Below are 13234 nucleotides of genomic sequence, written 5' to 3'. Positions count from 1 at the left end.
CAATGGTATTCTTATCATAGGCAGTGGGGATGTCGATCCTGTTTGATTGTTGGTTGTGGTGACTTAACAATACTACTTGTAGGACTTGGTTTCCACTGCTTTTTATTAAAGTATAAAGAAAAACTGCGCCATAGCCTTGGCAGGCCATCGCGCAGCGATTTTGTTCAACTTGAAGTTAGCGATTTCTTTTTCCGGTATTCTCTGTCCCACGGATTTCCTCATGATAGAAATAATCTACGATCACCGGATGCCCCTGCGGGACTCTGCCATAAGGCATTTCATTATCCACAAAGGCACAATCATACTTCTTAGCCATTTTCTCAGCTTTTACTTCAAGTGCTTCAAAGTAGCTGCGGTTATGCTTGTTATAGATCTCGTCGTAAAGTGATACAAGATCAGGATATTTTCCGGCGATATAATCCATAATTGTCTTTTTGAAACCGCCTCGAAGATTGAGATTTTCGAGCCAGAACAGATCGCACTGATCCTTTACCCGCTCAAAGATTGCTTCAAAATTCGTGATACCGGGGAATACCGGGGATACGAAACAGACTGTACGGATACCTGCCTCATATACCTGCTTCATAGCAGCGATACGGTGCTCAATGCTCGAAGCAGAATCCATATCGTTCTTGAAATTTTCATCTAGTGTGTTGATCGACCATGAAACGGTTACACGTCCAAGCTTCTTCAACAGATCAATATCCCGTACCACAAGATCCGACTTTGTGCAGATCAGAATATCTGCGTCACTGCCGATCAGCTGCTCCAGAAGTTTTCTGGTATTCCCGAATTGCTCCTCCTGTGGATTGTAGCCATCTGTCACAGAACCGATGACCACCCGCTGTCCGGCATATTTCTTCGGATTTTTAATTTCCGGCCAATGCTTCACATCAAGGAAAGTGCCCCATTCCTCCTTGTGCCCGGTAAAGCGCTTCATAAAAGAAGCATAGCAATACTTGCAGGCATGTGTACAGCCCACATAGGGATTGGCCGAGTAACCGCCTACCGGCAGACTAGACTTAGTCATGATGTTCTTTGTTTCCACCTCACGAATGAAGATTCCATTTATTACTTCTTCCATGATTTCTGTACCTCTAACACTTTATTAAATTCTTCCGGCATTTCCTGAATCATATTTTCATCCCCTATGATAGGGACAAGGTCTTCCTTCATAAACACCGGAATGCCGAGCTTATGTGCCTGGTCCGTCAGAGACCATGCCCATTCCGGCTCCGTATGAATCTTCCTGCTCTGAGCTCCGGTCATGGTGCCGACAACGATCCAATTGATTTCGGAAAGGTCAACTGTGCCGGGATCATCGAATAACGGCTCAAAGGTAACATGGTAATGTTTTGCTCTGACGTTTTTCCGAAGGGCGTCGATACGCCACCGTTCTGCTTTCCTCGTCACCGTAACGCCAAACCATGCGTTTTCCAGATCGGTATCAAAATCCAGCAAATCAGGTCGCTTGGTAAGGAACAGGAACTGATGCTGTGGATTTTCACGGATCTTTGCAAATACCTCGTCTCTCCATTCCGGCTTCCATCCAGAGAGATCGCTCATGCCGGTAAGAAGAAAGTTCTGCGGACGTTTCTTTTCCATCATCTTGAGCTTACCCGGAAAGAATTCAGGGTCAGCGAAATCATCAATCATATGCCAGCGTTTCACGTTGTTGCGGGCATAGCAATATGTACACCCCACTGTGCAGCCAATGACGATATTCATGTTCTGAATCTGATCTTTGATACAAATACTCATGACTTCTGCCACTCCTCAAGATTCTTTCTGATACGGTCGAGGCATTCCTCAAACCGGGTAATTTCTTCCTCTGAAAAACCTTTGTAGTAAATACTGCCCATCTCATCAGATACAGAATCGTACTCGCCCTTTAAGGCATGTGCTTTCTCAGTCAGAAACAGGAGCGTTTTCCTTTTGTCCGTTTCAGACTGAACACGGCTTATCAGCCCTTGATTTTCCATTCTTTCCAGCATCGTAGTAAGAGATGTTATCGCTAATCCGCATTTAGTCGAGAGTGACCTGATTGAAATACCATCCTTCTGCCACAGCACATAAAGAATACGCCCCTGGGCTCCATTAAACGCATCAATATTCTTTTCACTGAGAATCTTCTCGAAAATCCGGTCTCCAAGCTGTTTTATTTTGGTAACAAGAAATCCTCCATTCATTTCCATACAAAATCTCCTATATAGTAGTTTATTAAAAACATACTATATAGGAGCTTTATTGTCAACAGTTTATATGTCTTAATAGGTAAATTCCGTTTTTTCAATTCTCCAGTCGAGTAGACTAAGACCTCTCAATCTTAGCCCCTCACAGATCCGTACGTGCGGCTTTTCCGCATACGGCTCCTCATAGTAACATTCGCTTCAATATAAACAATAGTACGTTTTAGGTTTTGCTAACGGGTAATACTTGAGCATTTCCACAAATCCATTCCATGTGTATGCCCGTCTACAACCTCTCCGATTCATGGCTTTGAATAGAAACTGTTGTACTCTATGCAAGAATGTTGTTATCTTCCGAAAATTCCATGTAACACCATAATACCGATAGTGTCCAATTAGTTTTACGTTCAACTCTTTAATTATTTCTCGCATTGGTAGATTTCGATTATCGTAAATCCAGTTCTTGTATGCTCTAACCTTTAGCTCAAACTTCTTTCTTGAAGTCTGTACCTTTGGCACAAAACCTCCCTTTCGAGTTTTGCTACAGTAGAAGGTAAATCCCAGAAAATCAAATGTTTCAGGCTTACATTCTCCTCTTGCTCTACGATTCTGCTCTGCAAATCTCCCAAATTCAATCAGTCTGCTTTTACTACTTTCCAGCTCCAGTCCAAACTTTTCCATTCGTTCCTTTAACTCTTTATAGTATCTTTCAGCTTCTGACTTATATTGAAATCCTGCAACAAAATCATCCGCAAAGTTGACGAGAAAACACTCTCCCTGCATTTCCCTTTGCACCACCAGCTTAAACCACAGCGTCAGCACATGATGCATGTATATATTTGCAAGCATTGGACTCACTACTGAGCCTTGTGCCGAACCTTCTTCTGTTGGCTCGAATTTTCCTTGCTCCATTATTCCTGCTTTAAGGTATTTACGTATTAGCCACAATAAGTTCTTATCCTGTATATTCCATTCAAGGAACTTCATCATCCAATCATGGTCGATATGGTCAAAGAAACCTTTGATATCGGCATCGTTGGTATACTTCTTTTATTGCTTCGTGACACCCCCTATTCGGTCTGAATCCATACATGCAGTTTAGGAATCTCGGTTCATAAATAGCTCCCAGTATTTTCTTCACTGCCATTTGTACAATCTTATCTTCATAGGAAGCAATCCCTAATGGTCGTTTCTTTCCATTTCCTTTAGGTATATATACCCTCAGTGACGGAAGTGGCTTAAAGGATTTGTTTTTCAACCTCTGTACCAGTTCCTTGATATTTCTATCAAGGTTCTTCCCATACTCATCCTTAGTTACCTTGTCAATTCCGACTGCTTTGTTCCCATCTAATTCCTTATGGCATTGCTTTAGCATATCTTCATTTATCAAGTGGTACACTGATGTAAATATAGGATGTTTTGATGTTGCCGATATCTCAGCTATTCTTACTAATTTCGTTTCCATTATTTCCTCCGTCCCTGAGTACGGATAATGTGTCCTCAGTAAGACCTTTACTATGCAATCCCCTTCCCTCCATCGGCATTGCCCGATTTCTACAGTACTATGGGATTGTCCGACCACCTACCATTCATTTGAAATCCTCCGTTTTCAATTGCAACTTCATACTCTTCTTCGAGAAATGGCAGGTTCTCCCCAGTTGATGTGTATTCACAATGTAAAACATGATTGGTTCTCTGACTCCGCAGTGCCACATAACACTCGCCATATCGCATTACATGATATTGTCTTCCGCACCAGTTAAGACGTCGACCGACTGAAGTTAACGTTTCGAAGCTCAATCACTATTCAACCCTGCTTTCTTGCTGTCTACACTTGTCAGATGCCGTTACCGGCATCATCCCAAGACTCGCTATTATCTGGTTGGCTAAACCTTGGATAAACCGGAATCCCACCGGCTTGACTACACACCCTTAGCTGGGCGCACAACTGGAATTTTCAAATTAGTCTTTGCAAATAACCTTTGAACCTTCACCATCAATTACAATTCCCTGACGGTTGTTAATTGGGCATAGATTCAAATCCGAAAACTCAGTCATTATTTTCTCGGTAACTTTCTTAAATGGTGCTGTAAGATAATGCGGAAGAACATAGAAATCAATCAAATCAAGCCCTGCATCATCTTCTTGTGAGTAGTCCTCCGGCTTTTCATCCATTTGCTCGATATATTGGATGCTTGGAGCGCATATAATCGCACCTGCCGATTCACCAATCATCAGTTTTCCCTTTGCCAATTCTTTCTTCAACAGCTCATCCGTTCCCGTTTTACGGAGCTGGTCTATAAGGAAAAAAGAATTTCCGCCGGTAAAATATATCACATCCGCATCTTCAAAAACAGACTGTATCGTTGAATAAGCCTCCGTTGAAATATCAATTTCAGCTACGATTGCTCCCAACTTTTTGAATAATTTTCGAGCCGAGCCGACATAACCGGTGTAGCCTTCACGCAGCGAAGCTGTTGGAATAAATGCGACTTTTTTATTTTCAATTTCTTCCTTTATCAGACTTCCTACACTTGAAAAGTGCGAACATAAAAACAGTTTCATCAATATTCTCCTTTATATATAAATTCCGATTTCACGACATCATTTCTAATACAGATTTTACCGTACTTTTTAATCTCAGTCCATCCTTTATACCCAGTCGATAAAAAAACTCTTCTGTCTCTGCTCCGTTGGCAAATATTTCATCGCAATACTTCGTAAGCACTTCCTCTTGTTCCGGAGACAGTGTTTCCAAAAGCTTCTGGTATTCCTTCTCTATATTTTCATTATATGGCCGTGTATCTTGATTTGATTTCCATTCAGAATATGCTTTGCTCATACGATTGGAGATCATCTTATCAACAGACTCCTCTACGTCTTTTGACACCTTTGAGGGAGACTCTTGCTTTTGAACTTTTTCATTCTTCGCATTTTCAAGTGTTGACTCGTCGATATAGTGAATAATTTCTCTCAGATTTGACTTTATAGATTGCAGGTATCCTCTCATCAGCACTTCCAGTTTCTCTGCTTCGGTCTCCTCTTTTTCTGGATCTAACGTATAAAGTTCTTCCAGTTCCTTCAGAATATCCATCCCTGCTTTTATCTGAAATTCCAGATCCAGCAGATCATCCATCACCTTATATAATTCTTCCATCGTCTCATCCTCCAATAATAAATTTTCCAACGCAGTCTCTCACTTCTGACACCAATGCCAGGACAAATGCTCCTGCAGCCAATACGCCTACCAACATGAATTCAGCGATTCCCAGGATAATATAATTCATGTACTGCGTGCGGTACCAAATGATGGTGCACACAAGCATTGCTCCCAGAACTTTAGCTGTGATATTCATAAAGTGGGAATAATCAACTTTTGCATAGGAACATGCGTGGAAAAAGGTATTGAGGGATTTTGTGGTAATCCCAGACAAAAAGTGCTGATATAAAAATCGAATGGAATGTACAGATTCCAATGTTAGTATTGATAAAACGAGTAAAAACAAAGTATCTGCTGTTGGAGCAGAAAAAGTTTCAAAATAAATCAAAAAATATTTGTGAAGTCTACCAGTCAGAGTCTTTTCGTTGTATAATGTCTTTGTCGTGCAGGGTCACTTTCCTTTGTAATGTTTTGGAGCAAACTCATTATACATCAGAAAGCCCTTACGATATTTTTTTATGAAAAAGTTGTAAAGTGGTGTAAAGATTAATGATCTTTGTATTGGCACCGAAAATATATTTATTTCTCCGCGGCTTTTCTTCCAGGATGGGAGAGTGCCGCGGAGAATTTTTTGCGAAGAAAGAATTGCTATAGCTTTTGTAATTCCGGGAAAACCTTTATCTAAGAAAAAAATACAATATTAACATGAATATCATGAATATAATATTGGAGGCTGTGAATATTCCCAAATACTTCCCTCTCAGATTCCTGTTTTCTTTTGCAATATATTTGAAACTTATCAGGCTTGCCATGGATGCAATCAGAGTGCCGAGACCTCCAATATTGGTTCCGACAATTAAAGCCCGGTAATTATCTGTAAAGCCGGATAAAAGAAGCGCAGCGGGAACATTGCTCATAATCTGACTGGCAAGAACAGCAGTAAGTGTTTCCCTTCCTGCCATGATTCTTTCCAGAAAACTGCTGAATTGCGGAATCCTTCCAAGGTTGCCGATAAAAATAAATAATGCGATAAAGGTGGCAAGCAGGGAGTAATCCACCCTGCTTATATTTTCCCTGTTTCTTAGCAGCATATATATAAGAACCAATACAAGAGGAATCTGGTATGGAATGATATGTGCAACCGTGAGCAGGCAGATTGTAAATAAGATCAGGTAAGCGGCCAGGTATTCCATGTTAAGTTCTTTTCTGTCAGAGAATCCCAAAAGAGTTTTATCTTTTTCGGAACCGCATACATGAGGTGCTTTGGCAGCGGCTACCTGTATCCATATCAGAAGAAGGATAAGTGCTGTGGCAGAATAGGGAAGCATCAGGGTTATTAATTCTGCCGCGGACATCCCTGCTCTGGCATATAGATAAAGGTTCTGCGGATTTCCGATTGGTGTGAGCATGCTTCCGAGATTAGCAGCGATTGTCTGCATGGCTACTATTTTAAGAAGCCAGTAATTGCCCAGTTCCTTTGGCAGTTTATGCACAATGATCAGTGCAAGAGGAACAAAAGTAATCAATGCCACATCATTGGTGATCACCATTGACAGGAAGAAACATAAGAGTACCAACAGCCTGATCACACCCACAGTTCCCGATGTTCCCATCAGCAATTTTTTGGCAAGTATATCAAAAACACCAACAGCCTTCAAACCAGCTACAATTGCCATCAAACAGAAGAGGAGCCCGAGAGTCCTGAAATCGATATAAGTAAAATAAGTCTTATCCGGTCTGACCCAGAACATAGAAAGAAGCGCCAGGATCACTGCAATTGACAAAACGGTTTCTTTCCTGAAAAAAACATATAATTTTTGTAACATAATATTTCCTTTCCGGTCTGATACGACCGCGTATAAGTATATCACAGAAACATCCAGAAAAAAAGAATCTAAACTGGAACTGGCAGCCTCCATGATCCGGCAGGTTATGCCTGAATTTCACAGCAAAGATCATATCATCATCCTTTGTGACAGCTGGTACACAAAACAGAATCTGGTATCCATCGTTGATGAATATCCGAATCTGGATCTGATTGGCAATGCAAGGATTGATTCTATCATGTATGATCTTGCACCTGCACAGACCGGTCGTCGGGGACGTCCTGCCAAACATGGAAAACATCTTTCTGTTGAAACAGATTTTACGTTTTCCAATGAAAAGATTGGTGATTATTATACCGGTGTCCGCCGGGTTCTCGCTAAGATCTTTGGCAATAGGGAAGTCCTTGCCTATGTCACTGCCATAGAAAAAGAACATGGTACAAAACGACTGTTTTTCAGTACCATTTTCCCGGAAGATCTGCAGATTTTCTGTGCATGGCAGGAAAAAGCACCATTGAACCAGACCGGAAGTGACCGTATGAAATACATTCCACTGTTGCTATATTCGTTACGCTGGAATATTGAAACAAGCTACTATGAACAGAAAACGTTCTGGTCTTTTTGTAACTATATGGTGCGAAGCTGCAAAGGGATTGAAATGCTGGTCAATCTGATTAACATCAGTTACTGTGCCATGAAGATTCTGCCCTATCAGAACGAACATTTTTCTGAGTACCGTACAAAAAGCGTACAGGAGTTTCGTTTTGAATTAAGTCAGGGCATTCGCAGTCAGATATTTTTTGCCACTTTCGTGAAAAATATCGAAACACATATAAAATCAAATGCCATGACAAAGGCCTTAAAACAGCTGATTCATCAACAAGTCTATCATTTATAAAGTTGTAAACTGGTGTAAAATAACTCCTTTTTCCTTATAAGCTTACAGACGAATACCTGGCGTTCATCCACGACACAGAAGATGTCTAATATTCTTTTGCAATTTCCTCTGTTATCTCATATATCTCTTTAAATCTTTCTAGATCCTCCGGCGATCTGATCAGCATGATCTCTTCGATTTTTCCGGTCCGTATGTCTTTGAATCCTGCTACTTCTTCCCCAGTACAAATGCTTGCACGAATAACTGGTTTCATATGTTCTCGGTCATATGTTTTTTTCACGATTTTCTTTTTGAATAATCCCAGGCTTCATCCTCCGAATAATTACAGTAACAAGATCAGCTTTTTAATTTCTGGAACATTTTTCTGCATCGATTGCCAGTACAAACATCAGCGCATCCAACGCATTTCCGGAATCCTGCACATCAATAACATAAATATCTGTCATATGAAACAGTTCTTTATTGACCCGTGCGATTGAATAACCGCTTCGATCAAGAATGCTATAGTCCCATTCCATAATGGTTCCATCAATATGCCATCCATTGTAATCAATATTATAATGTGGCGTCAGGAATGAGAATTCTTTGCTCAGGCATCCGATATAACTGCCGTTTTTATAAATTTCGAATTTAGGAAGAAAAGTAAGTACTTTCTGAACAACCATTCCTACTTCATTTCCATAGGCATCATAAATTACAAGTTTATGTCCCCAGGACAACTGACCTTTTACTACATAAACAGTGTTGCCTGCTTCATCATAGATATCATAGCTGTCAAACCATGAAACCAACCTTTGTTTAAATAATAGCTTCATAACTTTTCACCACTCTCTCCAACAGATATAATTGGTTCTTTATAAGCACCATAATACCATGCCGGAACACCTTAAAAAATATGTAAATTGAAGAATTAACCCATCTTATTTCACAGATTATGATAAAACATAGATTTCCGGCTATAAATCTCTACTCGCTCACAAAAGGATATAAAAAAGACCATCTACTGCTTGTTTACGGTAAATGATCTTTTCATTGCAATATTTAATTAAATATCATACTGAGCCGCTTGTCGTCCCTGCAAACTTGAATTGAGATTTCATATATTCCAAGGGATTTAATAACTGTTATATTTTATTATCAAATATCTCTCAATCCCTTGAAAACACAAAGTTTATCGCAGGTGAGCTTTCCCTTATTGTTTCCCTTGCGTTATATCGTCCCACCAGTGTTTACGAACTCTGATAAGGGCAAAAACAAGGGCAAGAAAATTATATAAAACAGTATAACACAAAATAAAAGTGACATTGTGAACTGATTGAAATGCTTCTGATTTTTGCAACAAATGATTGATTTAACGATAAGGAGATTTGATACGATGAGAACAATATTTGCAGAATACAATCCCAAGCGCAACAGTATTGATGTTTACACCTCTGTTGGCTATATGCTCCGCATTGACTGTTGGGAAGCTGAAAAGAACTTAAAAACCACACCAGGATCAGACTGTGCATTAAACGCACTCGCCATTGATGAACCTCTTGAATATGCCAAATTATATCTTGATGGAAATTTGCAGATGTGGGTAGATGCGGAAGACTCATTAGATATTTTTTAATTTTTAAACAAATACAACAGTTTAAATCGCTATTAACCACAATATTTCCGGAAAATTCATCATAGGTTTGTGCAAATGCAAAGAAACGGCGGCTCTGAAAATCAAAGCCGCCGTTTCATAGGCGCGTGAAAATGTGTCTGCTCTGCGACGGCTTTTTTTCTTTTGCCGTCGCGCTGCAGATAACCTATTCGTTCTATTTTGAACTTCTTTTATGCTACCTGATGTCTGCAATAGGAATGAATCGCCAAGAATGTAAACACAAATAATTCAATTCCTGCCGAAATCAAAATAACATGCGGTGTCCAGAAACTCATTCCACCGATATTCAGATAATTGAAATCTGCAAGCTGAGAAAGGAAATTGTTCTGCATACCAATTCCGGCAGATGGAAGTATGGTAGAGAGCCATGTTGCTCCCATCGCTACATAAGCAAAAAGCGGCATGAGAAGAACTACAATAGAGATCAGCAAAACTGTCAATGTGTCTTTACATTTTGCAGACAGGAACAACGTACAGCTAACCGTTGCTAATACAGAAAGTAAGCCCGCTGCTGCGAGAATTATCTGCAACTGCCCCAGATTGATGTTTGGCAGATTAATGATAGAGTATCGCATCTGAAACGATGTTTTTAAGCAATCCGTCCCGAACGCTGCATCTAAAATCAGAATGTGTATCGTGATCCCGACAAGGAAAGTAACAACGAAAAGTGTAAATGCCGCCAGAATTTTGGTAATTGCTAATTGTTTATGCCCGTATTTGGTGGTTCGCAGGATGCTGTCACCGCCCGTTTGATATTCTCCGGCGAAAGTAGATGCTGCGATTGCCACACACAAAATAGCAAGGAACAAAATATAAAACTCAATATAATCAAATGCATCTTTTGAAATTCCAGAATGAAGATAAAATGGCGTATCAAGTTCTGAATATTTTTCAAGAGCTTTCTGCTGTGCGGTTTCGTTTTCTCTTTGCTCATTCCGCATGACATCCTGTAAATGTTCTGCGCACTTTTCATAATAGGCTCCGTCAATGTCATTCGGGTCAATATCCATTAAATCAGCACCAATGCCTGTTACTGGATCAGCAAACGCTTCGGACAGACCCATCAGCAAGTGACGGAACGGGACGATTTTTTCAATAAATACAGCCAGAGGAAAGCCCTCTTCCTCGACTGGCCCATATTCTCGAACGCAGCTTTGATAAGTTTCCAAAGCCGATTTGATCCTATCCGGGGTCACTTCACCAGCGGATGTTTTATATAAATCTTGTTTGTACTTGATAGCTGCCAAGCCATCTAATTCTGTAACCGTGCCATCTTCGTTTGGACGGTTAATACCCTCAAATGAAATAGGCAGGTATGCCATGGCTACGGAAAGCAAAAGTGCGATTGCAAGTAAAATCAGGGTGCGCCGTGACTTCAAAATACGTTTTAGTTCAAGTCTAAAGAGCCGCATATTATCTGTCCTCCTTTTCCAAGTCTGTCTGCGGGAACAACCACAGATACAGATCTTCCAATCGTGGCTCCGTTGTAACAGCCCCATCAATTTCCGAATGTTCGGACAGATAACGAATAGAAACCTGATTGTGATCTTCGCCTCGCTGATTGATAATGCGCAGCCGCATTTCACATTCCGGCAGCTTTGAGGTCGGAATTATGCAATTCCAAACCTTGCCCTCAATCCGCTTGACAAGTTCTGCGGTAGTTCCGACATCAACAATTTCTCCGGCTTTCATAATTGCGTTGCGCGTAGAAATATATTCTATGTCAGATACGATATGGGTGGAAATCAACACGATTCGATCATGCGAAAACTCGGAAATGAAATTCCGCAGACGCACGCGCTCCCCGGGATCAAGTCCTGCTGTCGGTTCGTCCATGACAAGTATCTCCGGGTCGTTCAACATAGCCTGCGCAATACCAACACGACGCTTCATGCCGCCTGACAGATTGGAGATTTTTTTCTTTTTCACATCGGAGAGCGAAAGAATGTCCAACAAATGATTGATCTTTTGGGTGGTTGCCCTTGTAGGAATATCTTTCAGCGCAGCCATATACTCCAAATAATCTTTGACCGTAAAATCCCGGTGATACCCAAAATCCTGCGGCAGAAAGCCAAACTTGCTTCGGTAGACTTCACCTAACTCTCGAATGTCTTTTCCGTCATAGTAAACCGCTCCGTTGGTTGGTGTCATAATATCAGCAATCATGCGCATGAGCGTGGTTTTCCCTGCACCATTCGCCCCCAAAAGTCCCCAAACGCCGGGAGTCAATGTCAGATTGACATCATTTACTGCTGTTTTGTCTTTGAACTGCTTGCTTAAATGCTCTATTTTCAGTTCCATGCTTACACTCCTTTCTTTTGCTTCAGCTGAACAATAAAAAGCCCTTGTTCGATAATCATTGTACCGAACAAAGGCTTTTCAATCTCAAAAATCACACGCTTAAATTCCTAAGTAATTCCTAAGATCACATTCTTATTTTCCTAAGCGGAAAGTGGTAATGTAATCACAAAGTCTATGGTTTCGTTTTGACTGGATGCAGTAATCTTTCCACCATGTAAATGTATAATTTCTTCCGCAATAGAAAGACCAAGTCCCGCACCACCTGTATTAGAAAGCCGAGCATCATCCAAGCGATTGAATTTTTCAAATATACTGTTAAGCTGTTCCTGTGGAATTGTTTTTCCATGATTTTCAAAAGTGATCTGAATATCATGCTCTAACCGTTTGGCGGATATAGTGATTTCTGTCTGCGGGTAACTATATGACGCAGCATTTCGTAAAAGATTACTGAAAACTCTCGCCAGTTTTTCAGGGTCAGCGTTCACGGATAAGTTATCCTCCGCAGTAAATACCGCTGTATTGCCATTTGCGGAGAGTGTCGGATATATTTCATCTATTACCTGCGCAATCAGACAATGTAAATCCACAGTTTCTTTTTTGATAATAACCGTATGTGCATTGTACTTGGTAATTTCAAAAAGTTCATTGATGAGCTTTTCAAGGCGCTCTGCCTTATTCAACGCCACTTTTACATACTTTTCCTTTTGCTGTTCAGGCATGTCAGGGGCTTCATGGAGCAGGCTCAAATAGCCGATTACTGTTGTGAGAGGGGTGCGTATATCATGTGCCAGATACATAATAATTTCATTTTTCTTTTCTTCTGCCTGCTTTGCAGCCTGCTTGCTCAACAGAACAGACATTTTAATCTGATTGAGCTGTTCCTCCAGTTCTTTCAGTGGCTCAGACAACGATACTGTATGATTGTTCTGCTCATAGACCGTTTGGGTTGCGTCAATTACTTCATCCAGATAGCCCCACGGCTTTTTCCAATAGTAATTGAAGATACATATAAAGCCGAGCATCAGATACAAAATAAAAAGCAGATCAAGCCGCCAGTAGAGCCATGCAAAAATACCGTTGTCAAATTTTGAAAAGATGTAGTCCAAGATAAGGGTCAAACCATATCCAACAACGGTATAAACCAGCAATGATAGGTATAAGCGCACTTTAAGGCGCTTTTCTGTTGTCATTTCTTTATTCGACATG

Annotated in this window: 16 protein-coding genes; 2 read left to right on the top strand and 14 right to left on the bottom strand. The window is 40.6% G+C overall.

Features of this window, described 5'->3' with window-relative positions; translation table 11 throughout:
* Positions 1–175: 175 nt before the first annotated feature.
* From OCV61_RS08815 to OCV61_RS08780, 9 genes are all read right to left on the bottom strand, one after another.
* Positions 176–1084, bottom strand: a complete 909-nt coding sequence (locus OCV61_RS08815) for a radical SAM mobile pair protein B (protein WP_158421479.1) — start codon at positions 1082–1084, stop codon at positions 176–178.
* The gene (locus tag OCV61_RS08810; protein ID WP_158421478.1) at positions 1072–1761 is read right to left on the bottom strand and encodes a radical SAM mobile pair protein A; all 690 of its coding nucleotides are present in this window, start codon (positions 1759–1761) and stop codon (positions 1072–1074) included. The genes OCV61_RS08815 and OCV61_RS08810 overlap by 13 nt, the downstream gene beginning before the upstream one ends.
* Entirely contained in the window at positions 1758–2195 is a 438-nt protein-coding gene (locus tag OCV61_RS08805) for a radical SAM mobile pair system MarR family transcriptional regulator (protein WP_004844961.1), read from the bottom strand. The genes OCV61_RS08810 and OCV61_RS08805 overlap by 4 nt, the downstream gene beginning before the upstream one ends.
* Positions 2196–2390: 195 nt before the next feature.
* Positions 2391–3176: a reverse transcriptase domain-containing protein gene (locus OCV61_RS18985; RefSeq protein ID WP_330382914.1), complete on the bottom strand. Its 786-nt coding sequence runs from the start codon at positions 3174–3176 to the stop codon at positions 2391–2393.
* A gap of 22 nt (positions 3177–3198) precedes the next feature.
* The gene (locus OCV61_RS18980; protein WP_330382913.1) at positions 3199–3654 is read right to left on the bottom strand and encodes a reverse transcriptase family protein; all 456 of its coding nucleotides are present in this window, start codon (positions 3652–3654) and stop codon (positions 3199–3201) included.
* Between the two features lie 497 nt (positions 3655–4151).
* Entirely contained in the window at positions 4152–4754 is a 603-nt protein-coding gene (locus OCV61_RS08795) for a Type 1 glutamine amidotransferase-like domain-containing protein (RefSeq protein WP_158421476.1), read from the bottom strand.
* A 31-nt stretch (positions 4755–4785) separates the two neighbouring features.
* Entirely contained in the window at positions 4786–5346 is a 561-nt protein-coding gene (locus OCV61_RS08790) for a hypothetical protein (RefSeq protein ID WP_262582754.1), read from the bottom strand.
* 4 nt (positions 5347–5350) lie between these two features.
* Positions 5351–5509: a hypothetical protein gene (locus OCV61_RS08785; RefSeq protein WP_262582755.1), complete on the bottom strand. Its 159-nt coding sequence runs from the start codon at positions 5507–5509 to the stop codon at positions 5351–5353.
* A gap of 517 nt (positions 5510–6026) precedes the next feature.
* Positions 6027–7175, bottom strand: coding sequence for an SLC13 family permease (locus OCV61_RS08780; RefSeq protein WP_158421474.1), 1149 nt, complete (start codon positions 7173–7175; stop codon positions 6027–6029).
* A gap of 106 nt (positions 7176–7281) precedes the next feature.
* On the opposite strand from OCV61_RS08780, the gene OCV61_RS08775 reads away from it, so the two are divergent.
* Positions 7282–8073, top strand: coding sequence for an IS701 family transposase (locus tag OCV61_RS08775; protein WP_330382912.1), 792 nt, complete (start codon positions 7282–7284; stop codon positions 8071–8073).
* A gap of 85 nt (positions 8074–8158) precedes the next feature.
* On the opposite strand, the gene OCV61_RS08770 is transcribed toward OCV61_RS08775, so the two are convergent.
* Both OCV61_RS08770 and OCV61_RS08765 read right to left on the bottom strand, forming a co-directional pair.
* Positions 8159–8377: an aspartate dehydrogenase gene (locus OCV61_RS08770; protein WP_118012734.1), complete on the bottom strand. Its 219-nt coding sequence runs from the start codon at positions 8375–8377 to the stop codon at positions 8159–8161.
* 40 nt (positions 8378–8417) lie between these two features.
* On the bottom strand, positions 8418–8888 hold the full coding sequence (locus tag OCV61_RS08765; protein ID WP_158421473.1) for an LURP-one-related/scramblase family protein: 471 nt from the start codon (positions 8886–8888) through the stop codon (positions 8418–8420).
* 560 nt (positions 8889–9448) lie between these two features.
* On the opposite strand from OCV61_RS08765, the gene OCV61_RS08760 reads away from it, so the two are divergent.
* Entirely contained in the window at positions 9449–9688 is a 240-nt protein-coding gene (locus OCV61_RS08760; protein WP_003505342.1) for a DUF6061 family protein, read from the top strand.
* Positions 9689–9897: 209 nt separating this feature from the next.
* On the opposite strand, the gene OCV61_RS08755 is transcribed toward OCV61_RS08760, so the two are convergent.
* The 3 genes from OCV61_RS08755 to OCV61_RS08745 form a co-directional block, all read right to left on the bottom strand.
* The gene (locus OCV61_RS08755; protein ID WP_003505350.1) at positions 9898–11139 is read right to left on the bottom strand and encodes an ABC transporter permease subunit; all 1242 of its coding nucleotides are present in this window, start codon (positions 11137–11139) and stop codon (positions 9898–9900) included.
* 1 nt (position 11140) lies between these two features.
* Positions 11141–12028 carry an ABC transporter ATP-binding protein gene (locus OCV61_RS08750; RefSeq protein WP_003505354.1) on the bottom strand — a complete coding sequence of 296 codons (888 nt, stop codon included), beginning with the start codon at positions 12026–12028 and terminating at the stop codon, positions 11141–11143.
* A 140-nt stretch (positions 12029–12168) separates the two neighbouring features.
* Positions 12169–13233: a sensor histidine kinase gene (locus OCV61_RS08745; RefSeq protein WP_003505357.1), complete on the bottom strand. Its 1065-nt coding sequence runs from the start codon at positions 13231–13233 to the stop codon at positions 12169–12171.
* Position 13234: the final 1 nt, after the last annotated feature.

Origin of the sequence: Blautia ammoniilytica (assembly GCF_025566965.1) — a bacterium.
GTDB lineage: Bacteria > Bacillota > Clostridia > Lachnospirales > Lachnospiraceae > Blautia_A > Blautia_A ammoniilytica.
Note: the sequence above shows the minus strand (reverse complement) of the source record. Positions and strands in the feature narration are given on the sequence as shown.